The organism is Microbulbifer sp. YPW1 (genome assembly GCF_013367775.1).
Lineage (GTDB): Bacteria > Pseudomonadota > Gammaproteobacteria > Pseudomonadales > Cellvibrionaceae > Microbulbifer.
The window spans coordinates 2,908,665-2,933,255 of record NZ_CP055157.1 but is presented as its reverse complement, the minus strand read 5'-3'; the positions used below and the strand labels follow the sequence as shown (position 1 = coordinate 2,933,255).

The following is a 24,591-nucleotide window of genomic DNA, read 5'->3' as shown; positions in this document are numbered from 1 at the left end:
CATCCGGGATGTTTAACCCTTACGGGAGATTGTGGACATGACTACCCACCGGGCCTGAGAAAATTCCACCGTCGTGCATATCCCAGTTGATAGACCAGGTCATCACGCCGTTGAATGTCGGGTAGGCCTGTGATGGTGTCAGCGTGTCACAATTCAGCTGCTGGGTAAGGCAATCCAGCGCGCGATTGATATCCGCGGTAGTAGCAAAGCCACTGCCCGCTGAACTTGGCCCTGAAGGCAATGCCAGTCCCACCTGATCCGGGCGCAGTCCCTCAAAGAAGCCCGCATCACCATAGCCGAGGGGGAAGCCTTCAATCAGCATCAGCGCCGAAGACACCATCATATCCACAGAACCTGCCGGGTAAGCTGGTCCGCGATAGGGAGTGGCAAGGCCGCCGTTGTTGTACAGCTGTACATGCAACAGGTCGAGCTCGTCCCGCAGCTGATCGATCATCGGCAGATAGGCGCCCCAGATACCGGTATAGGACACATAGCCACCCTGTACATAGGGATGCTCCGGGGCCATGGACAGGTACATACCGGGATACCGCTGCTTCAGTTGTTTTACGGCATCCACCATATTCTGGATGACCGGTGCACCGTGCATCACGCCCGCGCCAGACTCGAGGTCGATGTCGATACCGTCAAATCCGTACTCGTCGATCATCGCCGCGGTACTGTTGACGAAGTTGGTAACGTTCTCCTGAGTGTTCAGGGTCACGGTACCCTTTTCGCCGCCGTAGGACGCGATCACGATTTTGCCCGCAGCGCGCTTGGCTGCAATGTCATCAATGAACTGCTGCTTGTCGAGGCCCGGATCCAGATTGAACGCGATGTTGCCATTGCCCGCATCATCCACGAAGGCCACCACAATCACGTCCCATACATCGGATACTTCACTGATACGGTACAGACCGGAACCGTTGTCGAAGTTGTGCCAGTAACCCACCAGCGCATGCTTCGGCAAAAGGCCGCTATTGCCGCCCGATGAAGAGCCGCCCGATGAAGAGCTCGACGAGCCCGAGCTACCGGAGGACGAACTGGAACCGCCACTGGATGAGCTGCTGGAAGAGGAACTGCCACAGTCCCCGACCTGGCTCCAGGCATCTCCCCAGTGTGCACCGACACCAGGTTCATAAGCCCAGGCAGCCTCGGAAGAACACCAGCCGGCGATATTGCACTGGAACTCCAGCCCCACATTCTGCACCAGCTGGCCCGCCGTGTAGCTGGTACCCGCGACATACTGCACAGAAGTACAGGAGCCGCCGCCGGAGCCACCGCTTGAGCTCGAGGAAGACGAGGAACTGGAGGAAGAACTTGAAGACGAGCTGGAAGAACTTGAGGAACTGGAAGAACTAGAAGACGAACCTGACGATGAACCACCGTCACAGGCACCCTCGTATTTCCAGTGCGCCCAGGTACCGGAGTGGGTTACCGGATCATTGTTCTGCGTCCAGTAATTTGCGGTATACGCATTGCCCAGGTGCTTGACCGAGTTACCACCCACATAGATGGCGCTGGCTTCCCAGTCCGGTCGCGCGGAGCAGTCCACCGCGGCGGCCTCGAACGAGATTAGCCCGAGCGCAAGCAGACCAAGTAATTGCCTTTTCATATTTATTTCCCGATTTATTTGGAAGTTTGTAGAAAAGAATTTCGAAAAGAACAGAGGGCGCCGTAGCGCCCCCTGTGTACTGCTTACTGCTTAATTGCAGGTCGCTTCGCCGATTTCTTCCCAGTCGGAAGAAACGCCCGGCTCGCTCTGAGTCCACCACTTGGCGCGATAACGCAGGCCATTGTGGTTTACTTCATCACCACCGTTGTAGGCCGTACTGGCATTCCACGGCACTTCCACATCGCTGATGAGTTTCCAGTCCGCAGAGCTGAAGCCCGGCTGCTGCTGGGTCCAGTACTTGGCCTCCCAAACCAGCTGGTCAAAGCTCACCTGGTCGCCACCGAGATAGGTACTACCGGATTGCCAGGCAGCGTAGTTACCAGCATTCGGATCAATCATCTCGCAACCACCGCCGCCTTCAACGTTGATTACGCTAACGGTGACACTTGCGCTGGCGCTGTCGATGCCATCACTGACGGTCACGGTGAGGGTGAAGTCGGTATCGGCACCCACCTGCGGTGCAGTGATAGTGATGCTCTCACCAGAACCGCTTTCCATACCGCTCCAGGTATAACTCAGTGCATCGCCATCGGCATCGCTACCGTTCGCGGTCACGGTGAAGCTTTCACCTTCGTCAACAGTGATCGGGCCGGGCAGGCTGACTTGCGGCGGATTGTTCTCTGCCAGCAGGAATACACTCACCTGATCGGTATCGGACAGTGAACCGTCGCTGACGGTCAATGCGAACACCAGTTCCTCTTCGGCACTCACCTGTGCAGCGGAGAACGTCGGGCTTGCTGTACTGTCATCGCTCAGCGTTACTACGGTGCCTGAGAGCTGGCTCCAGCTGTAGGTAAGTGCATCGCCGTCCGGATCACTGGAAGCACTGCCGCTGAGAGCAACAGTTGCAGGCGTGACCACCATCTGGTCGGCACCGGCATCGGCGCTGGGAGCGCGGTTAGGCTGTTCGGCCAGTACTGTCACGGAAACCTGATCGGTATCGCTGGCGTTGCTGTCATCGGCAACGGTCAGTGCAAACACCAGGGTTTCGTCGGCGCTAACGGTGGGGGCAGTAAAGTTTGCGGAAGCGCTGGTAGCGTTCTGCAGGCTCACGCTGGTTCCGGAAACCTGCGTCCAGCTGTAGGTCAGCGGGTCGTTATCCAGGTCGCTGGAATTACTACCGTCCAGGGTTACGCTTGCACCACTGTCCACAGAAAGATCACCACCGGCGCGAGCAGTCGGGGTACGATTACCCAGACCATCGCCGTGACCGAGGCTCTCGTGCATGGCGTTCATGATGTCGCCATTGTCCGCATCGATTTCCCAAGAGAACAGACCGGCCAGGTTGTTGGCCTGTACATAGGCACCCTTGGCCATTACGGAACGATGGTTGTCGTAGGTGATCAAGTCGCCAGTGCTCGGTTTGAAGATGTAAGGCGCTTCTGCCGTTTCGTCGTAATACTCTTCCCACTCACCGGTAGCGAGTCGACCCACGATATCGCGGTAATCCACCACACCGTCTTCCCAGGTACCGGAAACCATGCCAGTAGCGGTACCGGTCATGTGATCATTGCCGGTCCAGCCGGAAACACCGGTCCAACCGCGGCCGTACATGGCAGCACCAACTACCAGCTTGCCGGGATCAACCCCGAGGCCGAGCAGATTCTGGATACCATTGTCGGTGGTGTAGTCGGTGTCCGGACGCCAGCTCGGCGCGTACAGCGCAGTCTGGTGACCCAGTACTTCGTTGCTCCAACCGCCGTAGAAGTCGTAGGTCATCACGAAGAAGTAATCCATGTACTGCTGTACGTCGGTGTAGTCCACATCTTCGATCTTGTCGGAGCCCGCACCAATCGCGGAAGTGAGCTCGTACTGACGGCCGGTTTCCTGCTCGAGGCCGTCGAGCATGGCACGCAGGTCGCGCATCAGCAGACGATAGGTTTCGCCGTCGATGGATGCATCGCCCAGGTTCGGGTTGGCACCCTGGCCGCCCGGGTATTCCCAGTCGATATCCACACCATCGAAGAATTTCCAGGTGCGCATGAATTCTTCAACGGAGTCGACGAAGGTTTTACGCTTGGCCGCATCATCGAAGAAATAGAATGGGTCGGACAGGGTCCAGCCACCGATTGAGGGCAAGATTTTCAGATCCGGATAGGCCTGCTTCAGGGCCATCAGCTGACCGAAGTTACCTTTGTAGGGATCGGAGAAAGTCTGGTCGGCCTGGGCTTTCTGCAGGGCCGCGAATGGATCGTGCAGGGAAACCTTGAAATCTTCACGGCCGGAACAGGAGCGCTGCAGGGCCTGGAAGGAGCCTTCGATAGACTTCAGGCTGTCGTTGATGCCATCGCCACCACAGATGGGAATAAACCCGTAGATCAGGTGGGTCAGGTTATAGGAAGGCATCATGTCCACGGAGAATTTACGGCCGTAAACGCCCCACTCCACAAAGTAAGTGCCCACCACGGAATTGCTGGTGTTCTGGTATGGCTGGTTGTTTTCACCGGCGGTAACGGTGATCGGGTCCAGGTGGCTGCCGTCGGTATCGGCAACCACGATGTCTTTCGCTGCAGAAGTTGCGCAACCGTCGTCGTTACACAGCGCCACTTGCAGAGCGTACTGGCCGCCCTCGGCAACCTGCAGAGTCGCGGTACCGGATTGGGTATCGCCGCCACTGATGGTCTGTTCCAGTACGACTTCGCCATTGAGCAGGTACTGTGCGGTGGTGGCCGGGTCGCCGGACCACTTGGACCAGGCTACCGGAACTTCCGCGTAATCGTTGATGGTCACCAGCTGCTCGTAGGCAGTGGCCGCTTCGTCTACTTCAATGATGGCAAAGCTGGTTTCCATCCAGTCGATGGTGGGTGCGCCGGGAGCCGCAATGGCGGCGGAGGAACTGGCGAGACCGAGCGCTAACAGCGCGCGACGCCAATGGCTTGGAGTGAGCCCTTTCATTGATGTTCACCTTGTCGTTATCTTTTATTGATCAGGATCTATCAATGAGGGCAGCGGTGTGATGTATCCGTCAAACCTCGACGGGCAGCGCTGCCCCCGATTGAACGGCATTCAAAAACATCTCTATGCCGGTACATCTAATCTGTTACTGCGAACAGGTACCTCAAATCTCCCCAGCCGAGGCTGGGACAATGACACCGCTGTCATTTTTAATTAATTTATGACAGCGGTGTCATTACTTTTTCACAATACCCTGCTCTCTCATGATTTGGCCAGCCCCTTTGAGACAGTCTTGAGAGGTGAGTCACATGAAGATTAAGATTCTGGCGCCGAAATCCCGCTCCATGAGGTGGAGAGGACCCGCTGGAAACACCGGAGAGATGCGGAAAGATGCGGAAGAACACATTTCCCGGCCCACAAAATGAAAAGCGGCCGACATTCATCGACCGCTCCGCCCCACTTTACCCAATCAAGCTGACTGAAACTTCCCGCTCTTTCACTCGCTGAAATCAATCAATTCCAGATCAGTGGTCACCCGCTGTGGGCCTATTTACGGTCATGTCCAGTCTCGGTTACGGACCGCTTGTTGTTGGCACTCCACCTCGTCTCGCGATGGGGGAGTCTTCCCGGGACTGTTACCAGTTTAGGATCGCGCTGCCCTACCCCAAACTTTTTTCTCATTTTTTGCGGCAGGGATACCGCGCATCTCAAGCCGCCGACCGTGAGAACCCCGAGTGCCGCAGAAAATGGGCAGAAAATGGAACCCCTCGCCAAGACAATATGTTGCCCCGCCGGGATACTACACCGGATCCAGCTGTGGCCACTGGTAGTCCCTGAGTTTTACACGCAAGTCTTTCTTGCTGATTTTTCCAGTCGCGGTGTGCGGGATTTCGTCCACCAGCAAGCAATCATCCGGAATCCACCAGCTGGCCACTTTCCCTTGAAAACCGTCCAGCAGCTGTTGCGGTTGGGGTTGCCGCCGGACGTGGCGACAACCACAAGCAAGGGCCGCTCATCCCACTTTTCATGGGCGACGCCAATCACCGCAGCCTCCTGTAGGCCCTCCATCGCCACCGCGATATTTTCAAGCTCGATGGAAGAAATCCACTCTTCACCGGACTTGATAACATCCTAGGTACGGTCGGTGATTTCGAGGTGGCCCAGAGGGTCAATCGTGGCGACATCGCCGGTATCGAACCCTGCATACCGCAATCCCCCCCCTATTTCTCAACGCTTTTTTGCGGGAAAGTGTGTTCTTGGCGTGTTTTTGGAACTCTCCTTTCCCCTACATAACTCTTGAAAATCTACGAAAATTCTACGTTTCCTACGGCAGTTCTACTGTACGTTACGGAATCTTAGAGCTGCTACGGCTATGGGATGCAAGTTGCTACCCCTATACACAACACGCAACACAACACGCACATGGGGTTGGATCCCCCTTTTTCCGCCGATCACTATAGCATCGCCCTTAACGTATAAATCCACTAACATTGTGGCGGAACTTAGGCCGCAATAAGCCCACAACGTACTGCCCTTTGCATTTTCCACGCTTGTTAGCCTCTGGAACCTCTACTAGGGCACCGACACTCAGCATAAAAATTATCCAAAACAGGCATGATTGATCCGACCTTGTTTTTACTGTTCACCCCACTCTACCTTTGGGCCAGCGTCCAGTCCGTGATCATGAGCCAGCTGATTCTGGTGGTGAATCGCTGTGCGGCGAATGTCTTCCTGGCGATGTTTTTCCTACTCACCGGCATCAACGCGGCGTTTCAATTTCTGCTGGTTTTTACTGACTTTCGGCTGACACATCCGGAATATGTGTTCGTCTCGGATGTAATTGGTCTTTGTTACGGCCCGGTGCTTTACCTCTACTATCGCTATTTACTGCGCGAAGATTTCTGCTCACGTGACTTGCTGCATTTTGTTCCAGCAGCCCTATTCCTGGCCTACTTTTTCCTATACGAGTTAGGGGTCGCCGGTCCCTTCCAGTACGAGAACTACATCGATCAGCCGCAACATGTGGCCGTACTCTGCACCATCATGCTCTCGAATCTGATCTACCTGTCGCTGTGCCTGTTCTCGATTCGCCGGCGCAAGAGCGGAAGGGGCAACCATGAGTTTCGCCTGATTACACTGCTGGATTTCCTGATTGGCGCACTGCTGCTGAAGAGCGTATTCAACGTCTTTGTATTCGGATTTCACTCCATTTTGGGCACCGAGATCATGGATATGGTCCGCACCGCCAAGGACACGGTATTTATCGGCACTAACCTGGTGATTATCACTGGAGCGCAAATTTTCTTTGTGCGCTATCCAGAGGTACTCAACCGGGACTGGTTTGAGCACAGCGAATCAACGGCGGAGCCGAGCGACAAGCCTGACGGCGATGCCGCGGAATCGCAGCCGGCACCAGGGACCGCGCAAGCAGAAAAGAAACAGACTGGCTCTGACGCCACCCCGCAATACCTCCCCCAGTCAGCACCAACGGCGGAAGCAGCCACCGCACCCCGCACCCAAATTCCCGATGCACAGGCACAAGCCTGTATCGATAAGCTCAACCGGCTGCTGGATGAAAAGCGCATGTTCCTGAATGCGGAACTGTCGGAGAAAGATCTCGCAGAAGCGCTTGGGGTACCCTCTTACTATCTGTCGAAAGTCCTTAACCAGCACCTGGGCAAGCGCTTCAACGAGTACATTAACGAACGCCGGGTGGCCGAGGCGCAGCGGCTGCTTACCTCAAAAGACACCGCCAACCGCACCATGTTCGCGATTTCCCTGGACTCCGGTTTCAAGTCGGAGTCGGTGTTCTATACCAATTTCAAGAAATTCACTGGTTGCACACCCCGCGCCTACAAGCTGCAGCACACCCCGTCAAAAGGCTGACAACGGAAAGGGGCCGTAAGCCGTTGCTACTGAACACAGTGCCCCCGCCTCTGCCAATCCTCTCTTTCGGCTCACCGGCCACCCGAATTGCCAAATGGCGCACATTGACACTCTCAATGCGCGCTATTGACTCAATATGAGTTGATTGTGATTGCTTTTGAAATATACTGATTGCCGCGGTATCGGTCACTCCGCCACCGCCAGCTGCCTGCCGTTTCGGTAGCTCGTGCCAGAAGTGGATGACCACTCGGGGGCCGAACGCCGGCCCGCACACTCACAAAAATAATAAGTAGGCGATCATGAGAAAACTTCTATTGGGCAGCATAGCCATGCTATGCCTGCAGCCGAGTTTCGCCCAACAGCACTGGGAGCCGTTGAATCCCGGTGCGGGCGGTCAAGTCCAGGACGTTGTAGCCGACCCGAACCAGGCCAATGTGGTGTACATGGCCTCGGACATGGAAGGTGTATACAAAAGCACCGACAACGGCGACCACTGGCACATCACCGGCCACCTGGTGAACAACCGGGTGTTTTCGGTAACCGTAAAACCGGGTAATTCCAACGAGGTCTTCGTGGGCACCCTGTATGGTCTGCACACCTCCAGCGACGCTGGCAGCAGCTACCGACTGGTGCCGGAAACCGAAAACCACTCCATCGGCGCCGTATCGTTCAAGCCGGACAACCCCAACCACGTCATCGCCGCACCTGGCTGGCGCGACGATGACGAGTTCATCGGCAAGTTCGGTGAATCCAATACCGGCCCCGGCACCATCTTCCTGTCGCAAAACGGCGGGGCCAGCTGGCAGGAGATCACTTTCAGCAGTGACACGGCCCGTGACCGCAATATCTACACCGTCAGTTTCGATCACAGCAACCCGCAGATCGTTTACCTCGGTTCCAACAAGGGCGTGTTCAAGAGTATCGATGCGGGCTTCAACTGGACCCGCCTGCCGGACCCGGCCAGCGACCGCCCGCGCAACCGCGGTGTTGCGGTGAGCCCCGACGGCAAGGTGCTGTACGCGAGCTACTCCACCGATGTGGCGGACCTGCGCTACAACAGCAACTGGCTGCTATATGCCACACGCACTGATAGCGTCAGTTGGCAACAGGTTACCGGTGGGCTCGAAGGCAACCGCCGTTACTGGTACCCGGAAGTGGACCCGCGCTCTACGGGCAACAGCCACAAGGTACTGCTCGGCGCGGTAAAAGACCGCTTTGGCCTGTACGAAGGTACCTTCAACTGGGGCGCGTCCGGCAACCTGGACAGCTTCTACTGGGAAAAAATCTGGAATAACTACGACGGCAGCTACGACATGGGCTGGGACTACGCCAACCCGCCCAATGCCCGCTTTGCCCACTACACGCCGGCCACCGGCGGCTGGGAACGGGGCGTCTGGTCCACCACCAACCAGACCATGTTCTATGCCAGTCATAATGCGGGTGACAACAGCTACACCTGGTTCAACAAGTACTCCACCCCGAATAACAATATTCAGGTGTGGTGGTACGACACCGCCTGGCCGACCTATGCCGGCAAGGGTACCGAAAGTACTTATACCTACGACGTGGCCGTGCACGATCACTACGTGATTCAGGGTCAGGCAGACAACGGGCTGGTAGAGAGCTGGGATGGCGGTATCTCCTGGAGCAATATGCAGCACCGTCGCCCCGGAGGACTGAACCTATCCGATGTGCAGGCGGTCGATATTGCCGATGCGTGGGGCACCCCCACGGTGGTTGCCCAAGCCACCTCCGGTTACGGCGGCGGCGCGCAGAACGGTCGCTTGTGGGCGAAAAAGCTCGTCAATCACGACCCCACGGATCAGTGGGTGGAACTTGCCGGTGGCCCATCTGAAAAAGCCGGTCTGCCCAAGGGTGTATTGCGGGATGTTGCGGTTTCCCCGGTGAACCCGGCCAAGGTGTTTATGTTCTCCTCCAACTACGGCCTGTATATGGTGGACGACATTGGCCGCGCGCTGGACTATCACGCCCGCGGTGAAGAGCTCCCGGTCACACTGATTTATGAAGGCCTGAGCAACGCCGACGCGCGCAGCGCCCGCACCATTGCCCCCCACCCCACCAATGAAGACGTCGTGTTCTTCAGCTCCACCGGTGGTACCCAAGGCGTGTGGCGCGGTGAAAAACAGGTCGATGGAACCTGGGCGTTTGAACAAAAAGTTGAGACTTCCGGCTGGGATCACGAAGTACACGCCTGGGAGCACAACGGTACCGTTTACCTGATGAACTTTGCCAAAGGTGGTGGCCCCGGCCTGACCGATGGCAACAACTGGCAAGTGCTGCTGTCCACCGACGAGGGTGAATCCTGGAGCAAAGCATTTACCCCGGCCGATGCCATGAACATTCGCCCCACCTCTAATCTGGTGTGGTGGGACGCGGTCGGTGATCGCTTCGGCTTCGGTGGTAAAGGCGGCTCCGCGGCCTATGCCGACAAGATGCTGGTGAGTTACTACGACCACTCGCTCCAGGTCGGTTACGGGGTGTTCCTCGGCACCATACAGAGCAATGGCTCGGTAACCTGGGAAGACATCACCGGCGATATGCACTTCTCCGGCATGACCGGTTCGCGCTTTACCGAAACCGACGGCATGATGCGGATCTATTCCGCGACGCCCGGTGCCGGTCTGTGGCGCACCGACATGCCCACGCTACCGCTGCCGGCGAAGCCGTTCAGTGCTCCTTCCGCACCGTCCGCACTGGGAGGTAGTCTCGATGCACCAACCAACACCATTAACCTGAGCTGGAGCGACTCCGCCAACAACGAACAGGGCTTCCGTATCGAGCGCAGTACCAGCGGTGGCAGCTTTGTGACCGTTGGCCAGGTAGGCCCCAACACTACCTCCTATACCGACTTCGACCTCGCCGGTTATACGGATTACACCTACCGGGTGTATGCATTCAACGATGCGGGCGAGTCCGGCTATTCCAACAGCAGCACCACCACCTCCGGTGAACCGGTTATTCCGCCGGTACCCTGTGAGCCGGTGAACCTGACTCCGGACGGCCACTTTAGCGGCGGCATGGGCGGCTGGAACCTGTACGTCAACACCGGTGCCGGTGCGGTAGCCTCTGGCGCAACGGGCGTGGAATCCGGGTTTGGCGAAGGCGATTCACTGCACGTGACGATCAGTCAGGCCAGCAACACCAACGATGTGCAGCTGCAACGCGGCTTCGGAAAACTGGAGCCGGGCAAGAAGTACGCGCTGATGTTCACCGCCAAATCGGCCGCTGCGCGCAGCATTGAGGTGAAAATCCACCAGGCCAGCAGCCCCTGGTGGAACATCAAAAATGCAGACGTTTTGCAGCTCACCACCAGTCCGCAAACCTTTACCCTGTTCTACGAGCCGGATGTGGACTTCGGCAACCTCAACTTGGGTATATTCCTCGGTGGTGACAACGCGGATGTATGGGTCGACGAGGTCAGCCTGCAACAGTACTGCGATGAACCCGGAAGCGGCAGCAGCAGCGGCGGCAGTTCCAGCAGCAGCTCCAGTTCCAGTTCCAGTTCCAGCAGTAGTTCGAGCAGCAGCTCCAGTAGTTCAAGCAGCAGTGGCGGTGGCTCATCCAGCAGCTCGAGCAGCAGCGGCGGCAGTACCTCCAGCAGTAGTGGTGGTGGCAGCGGTAGCTGGGGCCCGCCCGCAACCGTTACCGTCGACGTGCTCTCCGCGACCTCTGCACGCATCAGTTGGAGCGCCGTTACCGACGCCGTGACGTATGATGTACAGCAGCAGATCGCTGGCGATACCGTATGGCGCAAAGCCGAGTACGATGTTGCCGATACCTCTGTTGTATTGAGCGGTCTGGAAGAAGGCGGTACTTACAGCTTCCGCGTGAAATCCCGCAACGCAGCGGGCCAGGCAACCACCTGGACCACCTCCGGACAGTACACCCTGAGTGACGCCATCACGCTGGAAGCACCACAAAACCTGAGTGCCTCCGCGCAATCTTCCAGTTCGATCGCGCTGGTTTGGGAGGCCGTGATCAATGGGGAAAGCTACGAGGTGCAACGTCGTACCGCAGGTGGCAGCTGGGCAACCATCGCGACCCCGGCCGGTACAGCGGCAACCGACTCCGGTCTCTCAGCAGAAACCACCTACGAGTATCAGGTGCGCGCCATTAACGGCAGCGTACAGTCGGACTGGTCTGCGGTCGCCTCCGCAACCACCCAGGCGGAAGCTAGTGGTGAGTTCGGGCCACCCACCGGTCTGGTGGTGGAAGTGCTTTCCAGTACTTCCGTGCGACTCAGCTGGAACCCGGTGGTGGATGCCGTCACTTACGACGCGCAGAAACAACTGCAAGGCGACATCTGGCGCAAAGGTGAGTACGACATCACCGGCACCAGTGTGGTACTGGACGGACTGACCGCTGGAGAAACCTACACCTTCCGCGTCAAGTCCCGCAACGCCAGTGGCTCCGCGACCTCCTGGACCACCTCCACCACCATTGTGGTGGATGGCGGCCAGGCCCAGGTCACCGAGCAGCCCACCACCAACAACGAAGGAGAGCAGCCCGCAAGGGCTGCTGTTTCCCTCACCTTCTCTTCACATGCCTTCCTTGTGGAAGGCATTTCCCTGGGCGGCACACTGCACAATCTTTCGGTGAGCCTCGACCAGGCGAGCTACGGTGCCGGTAGCGGCCACAAGGCCTACATCAAGCCCGAAGACTACAAACTGCAGATCACACCGCAGCTTGCCAGTGGCAAGGTCACCTGTCCCGGTATCGACGGCCCGGGCCTGAAAGGTTTTGACGGCGCTGACGCAATCAACGGTGTGCAATGCCAGTGGAAATCCGCACCCGGCGACAATGCGGAAATCGTGCCCTTTACCCTGGCCCTGACCGCATCCGGTGGCGATGCCTCCCCTTACTTCAAGGGGATCAATGAAGACGGCAAAACCCTGCGCGGCGCTATTGCCCCAGTGGACAGCACCGGCGCGCCTACCGGTGAGAACTTTGCGCTCAGCCTGACGCTCGACCAGCTTTCCTACCGCAACGGCAGCAGCCACAAAGCCTGGCTGAAAGCCGAATACGCCGGCCACAAGCTCGACAACAGTGTGCTGGACAACGGTGTGCGTATCGTCAGCTGCAACCATGGCATGACCACCCATCAAGTCGACGGCATTTACGGCCAGAAACCCGTGGTGACCTGCCAGTGGAAACGCGGCAATGGCGACCAGCCCGAATGGAACCAGGGCAGCGTGGTACTCCAGTAATAACGGCCCTTCTTCCAAAGCGCCCTTAACCGAAAACAAAGAGCATTCTGCATTACCATGAAAGTGCCAACCCATTTCCCTAGACGTACACTGTTAAAAACCGGAGCGGGCCTGATGGGCCTCTCCCTCGCACCCCTGGCAAGTGCCGTTGGTGCAAATGCCATGCAGCAAAAACCGGCCACCGATAAAGATGCCGCGCTAATTTCAAACCGCCCTGCCGCGGGTGAAAGAACATTTACCAGCAGCGCGGTCGAAAGCACCATCGAACAGGTCAGCAACGCCATCACAGACCCGGAGCTACGCTGGCTATTTGAAAACTGCTATCCCAACACCCTCGATACCACGGTGGATTTCGAGTGGATCGACGGCAAGCCCGACACCTTCATCATCACTGGCGACATCGACGCCATGTGGCTGCGCGACAGCACCGCCCAGGTCTGGCCCTACATGAGCCTGATCAAACAAGATGAAAAGATCCGCAACCTGATCGCCGGGCTAGTCAACCGCCAGGTAAAGTGCATTTTGCGCGATCCCCATGCCAACGCCTTCTATAAAGACCTCAGCAAAAAATCCCAGTGGGCCAGCGATGAGCCCACTCCCATCGATGGCGTCCACGAACGCAAGTGGGAAATCGACTCCCTGTGCTACGTGATTCGCCTGTCCGATGGCTACTACAAAGCCACCGGCGACAGCAGCATCTTTGATACGAACTGGCAGCAAGCGATGCGCGAAGTGCTAAAGGTATTCCGCACCGAACAGCGCAAGCAGGGAGAAAGCCCCTACCGCTTTGTGCGGGTATCCGGGCGCATGATCGACGCTCCGGTATTCGAAGGCACCGGCCGCCCGGTCAATCCCGTAGGCCTGATCGCCTCCGCCTTCCGCCCCTCCGATGACGCCACCGTATTCCCGTTTCTGGTACCGTCCAATATCTTCGCCATGCTGTCTCTGCGCCAGCTAGCGAGTATTTATTCAGACATTCTCGATCAGCCACAAGAGGCTCAGACCTGCCTGGACTTTGCCGACGAACTGGATGAAGCCATTCAGACCCACTGTATCGCGGAGCATCAGGGCTTCGGTAAAATTTATGCGTATGAAGTCGACGGTTTCGGCAACAAGCTGTTTATGGACGACGCCAACGTGCCATCACTCATGTCCCTGGCCTACCTGGATCCCACATTTGCCGACGACCCCATCTACCAGAATACCCGTCATTTCCTGCTCTCCGACAGCAACCCCTACTTCCTGCGCGGTACCGCCGCCGAGGGCCAGGGCAGCCCGCACACCGGCAAGGAAAAGATCTGGCCCATGGGGATAATCCTGCGCGCCATGACCGCCCGCGATGAAAAGGAAATTGCCCACTGTCTCAGGATGCTAAAAAACACCCATGCAGGCACCGGGTTTATGCATGAGGCCTTCCACAAGGACGATCCGAGCGATTTCAACCGCGCCTGGTTTGCATGGGCGAATACACTGTTCGGCGAATTGCTGGTGAATTTGCACCGCGAGAAACCCAAAATATTGGCGATGGGAAATATTTAACCTATGCGGAAACTCACACGGTTTAACTCGCTGCTGGCCCTCTGCCTCACCACCTGCGCGCTAGTCTTCTGGGCGGGAGACCTGCACGCAGACACGCGCACCCTCACCTGGAAAAACCCCATCATCGACAAGTATCTCGCCGACCCCTGCGTGTACTTCCACAACGGCTTCTATTACATGATGGCCACCGGAAAAGCACCCGATGGGCGAGGAATACAGATCTACAAATCCCCTGACCTGCAGGAGTGGACCTTCGTTCGCGGGGCGGTAAAACCGGGCGGACCAAAAAACTGGAACTGGAAACACTTCTGGGCGCCGGAAGTGATCGAGATCGACGACAAGTTTTATCTCTACTACACCGCATCTCCAGAAGATTCACCCAACAACCGCGGCAACCGCGTGGGAGTCGCCGTTGCCAACGATATCGAAGGCCCTTATACAGACCTAGGTGTCGTGATCCCCCATGGCTCCATCGACGGACACCCTTTCCGCGACCGCGATGGGCAGATGTATATGTACTACACCATCGAGCAGTACAACGGCAAAGGACTTACCGCCGGCAACATCTACATGGAAAAGATGACCTCGCCCACCAGCGTCGACGGCAATCCGGTAAAAATATTTGATCAGTACGGCTGGCAGGAAGGGCCCATCGTCCAGAACATCGATGGCACCTACGTGATGACCTTCAGTGAGGGAGCGTGGACCGACGACACCTACAAAGTGCGCTACGCCACTGCCCCTTCGCCTCTGGGTCCATACAAAGAGGGAGAAAATATAGTGCTGCAGTCGAACGAGGTGGTCAAAGGCCCCGGGCACCACTTTCTGTTCAAGGATGAAGGCGGCAACGACTGGATTGCCTACCACGGCTGGGATACGGACTACACCGCGCGGTATCCGCGGATTGATCCGATCGTGATCGGGAAGGAAAGAGTTTATGTGAATGGACCTTCGTTCACTACTCAGCGGTATGAAATTCGCCCCTGAATTAGCCCCTATTGGAAATACGCAATCGGGGTCTCGTCGCCCCGGTTCTATGGCTGCTCCAAAAACTCAACAACAGCCTCTTCAATGATTTTCTTTTCGCAGAAGGTCGTCATATGACCGCAGTATGTATCCAACTCAATTGACTCAGCACCGATCAGGGCTGCAAAACGAATTGCCGGATCGGGCGTAACCATATGATCTTGCAGATCAACGATACTTAACACTCGTGCTTTTACTGCGGCAGCGGCATGCTCCATGGAGCCGTCGAAATTTCGGCTGACATCATGGGCAAGCATTGCATTCAGCTGCGCGGCTTTGTTATTTATGTCGTTGGCTCCGCTGGCTTGGGCGGCAGTAATGAAAGCAGCAGCTTGACTGCGAGGTGTTCTGCGAGCGTGGTACTCTGGCGTATGCAGTGCCAGTGCATCAATCATCCCCACCAGCGGTTTTGCATCTGCCCCGTTACCACCCTGTCGCGCTAGAGCGATGGCCTCCAACTGGGTTTTCCACAACAACCTATCGTAAGATCCAAGCTGTGGCGATCCCACAAGTGGAATGGCACGATCCATAAAGTTTGGGAAACGTGTCAGCCATTCGTAAGTCTGCATACCCCCCATTGAGGTACCAATGACGGCATGAAGGTGCTCAACCTTCAATATCTCCATCAGTAGCTTGTGCTGCGCTGTCACCATATCGCCAATCGTAATGCTCGGAAATTCTGGATAGTTCGATGGCGATGAGGAAACGCCATTACCCAACGCATCCATCACAATTACGAAGTATTTCTCGGTATCGATCGGATCAGTCGCACCGTAATTGAACAGATCCTCAGATGTACCCATGAACCAAGTTGGATACAAAATTGCGTTGGAACGCTGCGCATTCAGCGATCCGGCCACGCGGTAGCCTATTTTGGCATTTCGCAAGACTTCACCATTTTCAAGCGTGAAAGTGGGCAGCGTCGCCAGTTCCAGTTCTGGCACTTCAGCTCTGAGGCCATGAGACGACAGGCTTAGCAGAATAAATGAGATTATGAGACAGCGCACAGGGTGTCCTCGCAGGCTCCGCCCCCGCTAAGCGCGAGAGCGGTCAAATTACGGTAGCAGGGAAATAGCAAGCACAGACAATGTGCGCTTTAAGTATCCCGCTTAGTAAACCAGGAGTTCCGCTCTGCACGATAGCCTTTCACACCATAAAATACGATGTACAAATAACACACCGCTGGCACCAGCAAGGAGATATTGAGGTCGTAAGCATCGGCCACCCATCCCATCAGCGGCGGTACCAGCGCCGCGCCGAGGATCGCCATAATCAACAATGAGGAACCCTGGCTCGTGTAGCTACCAAGGTCGCGGATGGCGAGGGTGAAAATGTTTGACCACATAATGGAATTGAACAAGCCAACCGCCACGACGCACCAGAGCGCCCAGTACCCTTTCTGATACAGTGCAATCAGCAACAGTGCGACGCAGGCCACGGCGAAGCCTGCCAGGGTGCGATTGGGCTTGAACCGGCACACCACCATCAGTGCGATATTGACGACAATCAGCAAGCACCATATTTGCGCGGCCTGCCAGCTGACCAGTAGGCCAACACAGGCGAATGCAATGACCGTCACTGCCGCAAAATAAGCATAGATACTGCGCCGCTCCGCCCAGGCGGAGAATGCCGCAGCCCCTAGGAATCTGCCCACCATCAGGCCCGCCCAGTAGAGCGCCAGATACACGCTCGCCTGCATTTCGTTTAGCCCGGCAATCTCTGGTAAACCGAGATACTTGATAAGCACGCTACCCAACGCCACTTCTGCGCCAACGTACATAAAGATACTCAGGGCACCAAGCAACAAATGTGTATGCTGGAAGACGCCATAGCGATTTTCCGTAGGGGCGACTTCCGTATGTAGGTTCGGCAGCTTTACGACCTTGAAAAACACGGCCATTGCGAGCAGGGTTGCGGCCATAAACAGATAAGGTGGTACCACCGTATTCACATCCGCGTCTGCGGATACATGACTGAAAATCAGCGCAGCGCCGATCACCGGTGCCAGGGTAGTACCGAGTGAGTTAAGCGCTTGCGAGAGATTCAGGCGGGCCGGCGCGCCCTCGGGCTTACCAAGGATAGAGACATAGGGATTGGCCGCAATTTGCAATACCGCCATACCACCCGCCAGCACAAACAGGGCGACGAGGAAGAATCCATAGCTCTTCAACACCGCCGCAGGCCAGAACAGGGCGCAGCCTACCGACATAATGGCAAGCCCCACACTCAAACCGTTCTGGTATCCAAACCGAACCAGTAAATCTCCGGCCTTCAGTGCATAGACAAAGTAGACAAATGAGACGATAAAGTAAGCAATGAAGAACGCAAACTGCACCAGCAGTGCCTGCAGGTTGGTTAAATTGAAGACATTCTGCAGATGGGGAATCAGTACATCGTTTAACGCCGTGATGAAGCCCCACATGAAAAAGAGGATGGTAAGAAATGCCAGTGGCACCAGATAGTTGGTACTACTATCGGAAGACACCATCGCCGCATCTTGAGAAGTCGAAATCGCCATTTTCTTTCCTGTTTATTGTTATCGTGATTGTTATCAAACGGTGCGTAACCGCGTGCCTAAGTCACTGTGTCAAGGTCCTCTGGCAACGGAGCTTGTGCTTTCTGCTTACGCACACCATTCGTTGCCGCATAGTGCGCGACGCATAAACTCGCCACATCGCCAATCGCCTCTCCCAGCGCAGCCGGGACCACCTGGCAGCGCTGCAATGCCGGCGCGAGTGCCTCCGCCTCCATCACTTTTAGCGCATGGGGATAGAGCAAATCCTGGCAACGGGCAAACACGCTACCGATCACGACCTTTTGCGGATTGAGCAGATCGATCAACAGCGACAATCCCGCCCCAAGCTTGCGGCCAGACTCCGCGAAGACTTCCCGGGCCAGCGGGTCGCCATTGTGCGCGGCAATGGCCACGTCTTTGGTGGTGAGGGTATCGAGTGAGTCCACATCTTTGGCAAAGCTTACTTCGCCGCCCCTTAGTAACACCTCACGCGCCTGCCACCGCGCTAACTGTGCGATACCGGCACCGCTGCAAAAGCCTTCGAAGGAGCCGCGCTTACCGAATGCCTCAGGACCGTCCTCGGCAAGTCGCCAGTGCCCCAATTCGCCGGCGAGATCATTGGTTCCCGCGTACAGGCGGCCATCCAATATCAGGCCGGCTCCCAATCCGGTGCCAAACGTTAGAAACACCAAATTGCGCACCCCCTGCCCTGCGCCCAACATCCACTCCGCAAGGGCACCGGCATTGGCGTCATTCTGCAAAGCCGTAGTTACACCGAAGCGCTCCGCGAAATAACGGGTAATAGGCACCTCATCCCAGCCGGGCAGATTGGGTGGGGACTGAATCAGGCCTCGAGTACTATCAAGCGGGCCACCGCAACTGATACCGATGGCCTGAATCCCGTCCGTATGGCTTGGCCGCAGCCCGTGCTTTTGCAAAAGCGCCTCTGCGGCATCCAGGAGCGTTTGCACAATTTCGCCAGGACCGCGGCGGACCTCGGTCGGGAAAGCGATGCGGTCGAGCACATTGAGCTCGGCGTCTCCCAGCACCAGGGCACACTTGGTCCCCCCGATATCTACCCCGAGGTAGAAGGTCTGCGTCGCCTGTGCCACCCGCCCCTGTGCCTTGTCAGTGCTCAATCATCGCCCCCATCACTCCAGTACCGCTCCGTAAGCAACTCGCGCCCGTGTATTGCTTCGAGTGCCAGCCCGCAACACCAGTCCACATCAAATGATTACTTAAGCTTACCCTTGATCTATTATGATTGTAAGCGCTCAACTTTGAACACCTATAATCAATCATTAGAAGGCCCCTGTGAACGCCGTTACCACCCGCACCACCCTGCACTCACAAACTGAACGCCTCACCGCGTGGCTCACCGACTGCGCCCTACCCCTCTGGGCCTCCCGCGGTATCAATCCTGGCAACGGTGCACACTATGAACGCCTCCTGCCGGACGGGACCGTCGACCTCGCCAGCGATATTCGCGTGCGGGTGCAGGCACGCCAGGCTTTTGTGTTCGCCGCTGCGGCCAAGCTTGGCTGGTACCCGGAGGGAGAGGCGGTCGCGAGAGGTATTTTGGCGTTTCTGGAAGCCGAGGGCCTGAATAAAGCCGCTGGCGGTGGGTATGTGCGCAAGTTCGACCGCCACTTTCGCGTCGTGGATGCCTCCCAGGACCTCTACGATCACGCGTTTATCCTGCTAGCAAACGCCTGGTACTTCCGTGTCTCCCGGGATAGCGCCGCACTGGAACGCGCGGAAGCACTCTCTCAATACTTGGATCGCCGCTTCGGATCGGTGCACGGAGGCTGGATTGAGGGGGACTACGAGACCGATTACCGCCGACAGAACCCACATATGCATATGCTGGAAGCCTGCCTTGCACTCTACGATGCCGGTGCGGGCGCACCGTGGCTGGCGCGGGCCGGCGAGCTGGTAGCATTATTCCAGGCGCGTTTCTACGACGCCGAAAAAAACGTGCTCTTTGAGTACTTTCAACACGACTGGGCATCGCGCAATGACGATTTGGGAATGATCGTCGAGCCCGGACATATGATGGAATGGGTATGGCTGCTCGACTGGTACGGGCAGCGCACAGGCCGAACGATGCACCAGTGGACTGCGCCGCTCTACGCTCAAGGGTTGGCACTAGGTCGGGATGCGAATGGGCTGTTGTTCGACGCCGTCTCCTCGGAGGGAGCAGTGCTGGATGGCAAAAAACGCTGCTGGGTGGTTACGGAGCTAATCAAGGCGAGTGTCATTCGGGCGCGTTATGGGCACCCGGAGGCTGAGAGCATTGCAGTACAGGCAGTAGACAATCTATTTGACTACTACCTTTGTGCCCCAACCCCAGGCGCGCATATCGAGCACAGGGATGCAGACAATAGCATCCATAACCCTATGGCACCCGCCACCACGCTGTATCATATTGTGATGGCGGCGATCGAGCTACATCGGCACCTTCAGGTCTCGACTAGTGCCAACTAACTAACCGAAATTGAACGGTGGCTGTTTACGCTCATGAGTGGAGATTGAATGAAGTACGTTTGAACGACATAGGTTCGAACTACAGATCTGATCTCTAAGCCGTCGTATTCAGCGCTTCCTTTTTGACTCGACACTATCATCAACCTTGCGGAACCAATCCGGCGCATCCGCGTCGCCGGTCAAGTTGATAAAATGTTGGTCCAGCTCTGTAGAGTCCCCCACTTCTTCCCTGAGACTTTCAAGCCGGTCGCGTAGTTTTTTCAGCACCCCCGCATATTCCGATCTTTCAATGACGTTTTGCTGTTCCGCCGGGTCCTTCTGCAGGTCGTAAAGCTCCCACTCATCCACATCGTGATAGAAATGAATCAGCTTGTAGTCTTTGGTGGCCATCGCGTAGTGGCGTTTGACCATATGTACCGCGGGATATTCGTAGTAGTGGTAGTAGACTGCATCGCGCCCTAGTTTAGACTCGGGGTTCTGTAGAATCTCCAGCAGGCTCAGCCCCTGCATATCGCGGGGCACTTCGGCACCGGCCGCATTCAGGATGGTGGGTGCAAAGTCCAGATTTTGTACTAGCTCATCAGACACTTGCCCTGAGGGTACTTTTGCGGGCCAGCGTACAAGCAGGGGCACATGAAAGGATTCCCGGTAGGCAAATCGCTTGTCGAACCAGCCGTTTTCGCCAAGGTAGAAGCCATTGTCCGAGGTGTAAATTACCAGGGTGTTGTCGCTGAGACCGGACTCATCCAGGTAATCCAACAGGCGCCCCACATTATCATCCAACGAGGAGATGGTGCCCAGGTAGTCCTGTATGTACCGCTGGTACTTCCAGCGAATCTTCTGCTCATCGGTCATCGTCGGCCAATTTTGGCGGAAGTCGGCATTGATCTTTCTGAGCGTTGGCATGTAGGCGGCACGCTGTTCGGGGGTGACGCGCCGATTGAAGGGCTCCTCAAAGCCCCAGCTCGATGGAGGGATCGGAGGCTCTACCGATTCCATGGCTGCGTAGGTTTCGGGAAATATCTTGGAGTCGTGGGAGTAACGCATATCGCGCAACAGTGACATCTCCGCCGTCTGTGCTGCCGTGCCACGCCCACTGTTATCGCTCAGCAATGTTTCCGGGTAGGGAAATTCTTTCTGATAAAATTCCGCAAACTTGTCGGCCCGGGGCCACCAGGGTCGGTGCGGCGCCTTGTGCAGGTACGCGAGAAAGAACGGCTTGTCCTGATCCCGCTTATCCAGCCACTTCAGAGTTTCATCGGTAATGATATCGGTAACATACCCGTGCTTGCGCACCGTCCCGTTCTGGGTAATAAAATCCGGATTGATGTAATCGCCCTGCCCTGGCAGGATCATAAATTCATCGACGCCCTTCGGATCATTGCCGAAATGCAATTTGCCGAACATGGCGGTGGCGTAACCAGCCTTTTTCAATAGCTGCGGAAAAGTCGTCTGGGCGTCATCGAAGGGCGCACTGTTGTCGATTTTTCCGTTGAGATGGCTATGTTTTCCCGTAAGAATTGTTGCTCTTGAGGGTGCGCAGATGGAATTGGTGACGCTGGCATTATCGAAACGCACGCCCTCCTTCGCCAGGCGATCAATATGCGGTGTTTCGATCAGTTCAGAGCCGTACGCGCTCACCGCCTGATAGGCGTGGTCGTCTGACATGATGAAAATGATATTGGGCTTTTCACTCCCATGATCATCAACGGCGGCGGCAATAGCCGTATTCCAACCCAACAGCACTACGCCAACTACGTTGAGCGAAGTCCCCAACATTTTTTTGAAATCAAGCATTGCAAGCAATCCTTCCCGCTCCTAAAAAAAGGCCGACTCAACACCATGCGTTGAGTGGCCCAACGAGAGAAGCCAATTAAATTTTTATCTACCAACAGGCGCTTAGTTCGCAGCCTGCTCGATCAATTGATCCGTGAGCGCACTCAACATGGTCAGGGTTTCACGGTGCTGGGCCTGGTTCGCCAGGTTGTTGGCCTCCAGGGGATCCGCTTTTAGGTCGTAAAGTTCTTGATAACCCGGGTGTTGCGGATAGCGAAGGTACTTGTATTGCTCGGTGCGCACCCCTTCGGTCTTCGGTATCCAGTCGGTGTTCATAAGGTGCTCGCCTAGGAACTCGGTACGCCACCCGGACAGCTTGCCGTCCATCAGTGGGCGCACGCTCTCTCCCTGCATCAATTCAGGAACATCGATACCGGCCAATTCGAGAATGGTCGGCGCCACATCGATATTCAGCACCATCTTGTCGACTTCCACACCATCGCGGCGTGGGTCGTAAACAAAGAACGGCACGCGAATACTGTTTTCGTACAGCAACCATTTACCGGCCAGCTGACGCTCACCGAGGAAGTAGCCGTTGTCGCCCATGAACATAATGATGGTGTTGTCGGCGACACCGGCTTTCTCCAGTTCGCGCACAATCTTGCCCACTTCTCGATCCAGGCCGCTGATCATGCGGTAGTAGCCCTTCACCATTTCCTGATATTTTTGTGGTGTATCAAAGCGCCAGTACCAGCGATCCTTACTAATGCTGTTTCTGACCCACTCGGGCTGTGCATCGAAATAACGATCGTCTGCCAGCGGGGGCTCGGGAATGGTGACGTCCTCGTAGAGGAAGGCCAAATCTCGCGGATAGACAAATTGATTCGGATCGTGATCGTCCGCATGTGGCGCGTGGAAACTCACAGAAAGGTTAAACGGCTGGCCGGATTTCGCGCTTTCCCGAACAAACTGCGCACTCAAGTCCCCAATACGGGCAGTGGTGTGTTCATGGCGATGAGTTTTCAGGTTGAGCTCGTAGTAACGGCCGGCCTCGGTCTCTTCTCCGGGGCGCTGGTAGAAGTCGAACAATGATTTGTCGAGGTCTCCCTCAAACTGCATGCCAAACTTACCCACAAAACCGATGCGATAGCCTGCATCTTTAAGCAATTTTGGATAGCTGTTATTGACAAACTCCTTCGCCAGCGGTGGCTCATTAAAAGTGAAGCCGTGCTTGCGTTCGTAGAGACCGGTCATAATCGATGCACGGCTCGCAGCACAAATAGACGTCGTGACGAAGGCATTACTAAAACGCGTGCCCTGCTCAGCGAGCGCGTCAATATTGGGGGTTTGAATGATATCGTTGCCGGCGTAGCCCACCGCGTCCCAACGCTGGTCGTCGGTCAGGATAAAGATAATATTTGGCTTGTCGGCCTGGGCTGCCTCACTGCCAGACTCCGTTACCTCGGTGGCAAGCGATCCCACTGTACCGCCCAGCAGCCCCACTAAAACAGCAAATTTCGCGAATGCTTTCATTTTTGCTTTACCTTCCGTTAATTCCGCTATCTGTTACCGAACCTAATTAGGTGCTTTCATACACCAATCGTTCGGTCAATTCTGTGTAAGCGCCGCATCATCCAAGGGCCACAACTTCGCCACCATGCCAAAGAAGTCAGCCCTCATTGCTGCCGCATTAATCTCGCTGTAAAACCACACCTCGCGCTCACCCAGTAGTTGGGGAGTCACGACTTTCTGCGCGCGCGCCAGATCCGGTTTCAATACCGCCGTCACCAGGGCAAGATCCCAGATAACTCTGCGCTCCTTCAATGGATCAATATGCGTTTGCCAACGATCAACCAGGAAGTCTGCCAAGGGATGACGGCCTGTCATTGCTGCTTCCACAGACGCAAATTCCATTGTCAGGGCCGACGCCACATTCAGCGGCATCACATGCAGCTCAACCGGACTCTCGAACACCTTGAAGACCGCCTGGATATCCATCATGCAATTGAAATCGTCAATTCGGTGCTTGCCAATCGTCGCATCGAACTGCGAGCCAAGCCAGTAGACGGCAATACGGTCCGCGACGGCGGGCTCGATCAACAAAGCTGAGGCGACATTAGTCAAAGACCCCAGAGCCAACACCTTTAGCTTCTCACCTGTGGGCAGGGCATTGGCCTGACGGATAATCTGATAGGCCGCCGCAGAATGCTGGGCCTGATCTCCCCAGTCATACAACCGATTTTTTCCACCGCGAAATGTCGGAATATCAGACTGCAAGTGCGCAAGGATCATCTGATTCAACCGATGACTCTCCTCCATGGACTCTGGAATCGTCCAGTGGCTTGCCTGCCACTGGGCAGCGGTTACGGCGAGCAATTCCCATTCCTCAGCCACCGCTGCTCGTGTGACGGCGAATAAATCATCTACTTCATTGGCGGTGTCCGCATCCACAATCACGCGCGATGGTGCAGCACTGGCGGTGATTGGCAGTAATACCCAGGCTGCCAATAAGGACGCAATACAGTGAATCGCCTTGCGCCGAAATTCCTTTACAATATGCACGATAT

14 protein-coding genes are annotated in these 24,591 nt (G+C 56.3%); 5 read left to right on the top strand and 9 right to left on the bottom strand.

Annotation, left to right across the window (positions count from 1 at the left end; all coding sequences use genetic code 11):
- Positions 1 to 19 precede the first annotated feature (19 nt).
- The 3 genes from HUW35_RS11895 to HUW35_RS18880 all read right to left on the bottom strand — a co-directional run bounded on the left by HUW35_RS11895 (position 20) and on the right by HUW35_RS18880 (position 5,501).
- The gene (locus HUW35_RS11895) at positions 20 to 1,612 is read right to left on the bottom strand and encodes a glycosyl hydrolase family 18 protein (RefSeq protein ID WP_181252529.1); all 1,593 of its coding nucleotides are present in this window, start codon (positions 1,610 to 1,612) and stop codon (positions 20 to 22) included.
- A 90-nt stretch (positions 1,613 to 1,702) separates the two neighbouring features.
- Positions 1,703 to 4,567, bottom strand: coding sequence for a glycosyl hydrolase family 18 protein (locus HUW35_RS11890; RefSeq protein WP_181252528.1), 2,865 nt, complete (start codon positions 4,565 to 4,567; stop codon positions 1,703 to 1,705).
- A 799-nt stretch (positions 4,568 to 5,366) separates the two neighbouring features.
- Positions 5,367 to 5,501, bottom strand: coding sequence for a hypothetical protein (locus HUW35_RS18880; RefSeq protein WP_255463631.1), 135 nt, complete (start codon positions 5,499 to 5,501; stop codon positions 5,367 to 5,369).
- Between the two features lie 680 nt (positions 5,502 to 6,181).
- On the opposite strand from HUW35_RS18880, the gene HUW35_RS11880 reads away from it, so the two are divergent.
- The 4 genes from HUW35_RS11880 to HUW35_RS11865 all read left to right on the top strand — a co-directional run bounded on the left by HUW35_RS11880 (position 6,182) and on the right by HUW35_RS11865 (position 15,207).
- A complete protein-coding gene (locus HUW35_RS11880; RefSeq protein WP_255463261.1) occupies positions 6,182 to 7,453 on the top strand; it encodes an AraC family transcriptional regulator in 1,272 nt (423 codons plus the stop codon).
- Positions 7,454 to 7,752: 299 nt separating this feature from the next.
- On the top strand, positions 7,753 to 12,681 hold the full coding sequence (locus HUW35_RS11875) for a fibronectin type III domain-containing protein (protein ID WP_255463260.1): 4,929 nt from the start codon (positions 7,753 to 7,755) through the stop codon (positions 12,679 to 12,681).
- A 114-nt stretch (positions 12,682 to 12,795) separates the two neighbouring features.
- Positions 12,796 to 14,220 carry a glycoside hydrolase family 125 protein gene (locus tag HUW35_RS11870; RefSeq protein WP_255463259.1) on the top strand — a complete coding sequence of 475 codons (1,425 nt, stop codon included), beginning with the start codon at positions 12,796 to 12,798 and terminating at the stop codon, positions 14,218 to 14,220.
- A 3-nt stretch (positions 14,221 to 14,223) separates the two neighbouring features.
- Positions 14,224 to 15,207: a glycoside hydrolase family 43 protein gene (locus HUW35_RS11865; RefSeq protein WP_181252526.1), complete on the top strand. Its 984-nt coding sequence runs from the start codon at positions 14,224 to 14,226 to the stop codon at positions 15,205 to 15,207.
- A 47-nt stretch (positions 15,208 to 15,254) separates the two neighbouring features.
- Here HUW35_RS11865 and HUW35_RS11860 read toward each other — a convergent pair whose 3' ends face one another.
- From HUW35_RS11860 to HUW35_RS11850, 3 genes are all read right to left on the bottom strand, one after another.
- The gene (locus HUW35_RS11860; protein WP_181252525.1) at positions 15,255 to 16,190 is read right to left on the bottom strand and encodes an alpha/beta fold hydrolase; all 936 of its coding nucleotides are present in this window, start codon (positions 16,188 to 16,190) and stop codon (positions 15,255 to 15,257) included.
- A gap of 152 nt (positions 16,191 to 16,342) precedes the next feature.
- Positions 16,343 to 17,764, bottom strand: coding sequence for a sugar MFS transporter (locus tag HUW35_RS11855; protein ID WP_181252524.1), 1,422 nt, complete (start codon positions 17,762 to 17,764; stop codon positions 16,343 to 16,345).
- 56 nt (positions 17,765 to 17,820) lie between these two features.
- Positions 17,821 to 18,900: an ROK family protein gene (locus HUW35_RS11850; RefSeq protein ID WP_219932549.1), complete on the bottom strand. Its 1,080-nt coding sequence runs from the start codon at positions 18,898 to 18,900 to the stop codon at positions 17,821 to 17,823.
- Positions 18,901 to 19,075: 175 nt separating this feature from the next.
- Between HUW35_RS11850 and HUW35_RS11845 the strand changes: the two genes are divergently transcribed.
- Entirely contained in the window at positions 19,076 to 20,248 is a 1,173-nt protein-coding gene (locus tag HUW35_RS11845) for an AGE family epimerase/isomerase (protein WP_181252523.1), read from the top strand.
- Between the two features lie 108 nt (positions 20,249 to 20,356).
- Here the strand turns inward: HUW35_RS11845 and HUW35_RS11840 are convergent, their stop codons facing one another.
- From HUW35_RS11840 to HUW35_RS11830, 3 genes are all read right to left on the bottom strand, one after another.
- Positions 20,357 to 22,045, bottom strand: coding sequence for a sulfatase (locus HUW35_RS11840; RefSeq protein WP_181252522.1), 1,689 nt, complete (start codon positions 22,043 to 22,045; stop codon positions 20,357 to 20,359).
- 102 nt (positions 22,046 to 22,147) lie between these two features.
- Positions 22,148 to 23,557, bottom strand: coding sequence for a sulfatase (locus HUW35_RS11835; protein WP_181252521.1), 1,410 nt, complete (start codon positions 23,555 to 23,557; stop codon positions 22,148 to 22,150).
- Between the two features lie 75 nt (positions 23,558 to 23,632).
- Positions 23,633 to 24,586, bottom strand: a complete 954-nt coding sequence (locus tag HUW35_RS11830; protein WP_181252520.1) for a nucleoside hydrolase — start codon at positions 24,584 to 24,586, stop codon at positions 23,633 to 23,635.
- Between the last annotated feature and the right edge of the window lie 5 nt (positions 24,587 to 24,591).

Bases quoted from the DNA above. Each gene is read 5' to 3' on its own strand.
- HUW35_RS11840 (WP_181252522.1), bottom strand. From the start codon at position 22,045: ATGCTTGATTTCAAAAAAATGTTGGGGACTTCGCTCAACGTAGTTGGC.
- HUW35_RS11870 (WP_255463259.1), top strand. From the start codon at position 12,796: ATGGGCCTCTCCCTCGCACCCCTGGCAAGTGCCGTTGGTGCAAATGCC.
- HUW35_RS11855 (WP_181252524.1), bottom strand. From the start codon at position 17,764: ATGGCGATTTCGACTTCTCAAGATGCGGCGATGGTGTCTTCCGATAGT.
- HUW35_RS11895 (WP_181252529.1), bottom strand. From the start codon at position 1,612: ATGAAAAGGCAATTACTTGGTCTGCTTGCGCTCGGGCTAATCTCGTTC.
- HUW35_RS11880 (WP_255463261.1), top strand. From the start codon at position 6,182: ATGATTGATCCGACCTTGTTTTTACTGTTCACCCCACTCTACCTTTGG.
- HUW35_RS11835 (WP_181252521.1), bottom strand. From the start codon at position 23,557: ATGAAAGCATTCGCGAAATTTGCTGTTTTAGTGGGGCTGCTGGGCGGT.
- HUW35_RS11865 (WP_181252526.1), top strand. From the start codon at position 14,224: ATGCGGAAACTCACACGGTTTAACTCGCTGCTGGCCCTCTGCCTCACC.
- HUW35_RS11890 (WP_181252528.1), bottom strand. From the start codon at position 4,567: ATGAAAGGGCTCACTCCAAGCCATTGGCGTCGCGCGCTGTTAGCGCTC.
- HUW35_RS11875 (WP_255463260.1), top strand. From the start codon at position 7,753: ATGAGAAAACTTCTATTGGGCAGCATAGCCATGCTATGCCTGCAGCCG.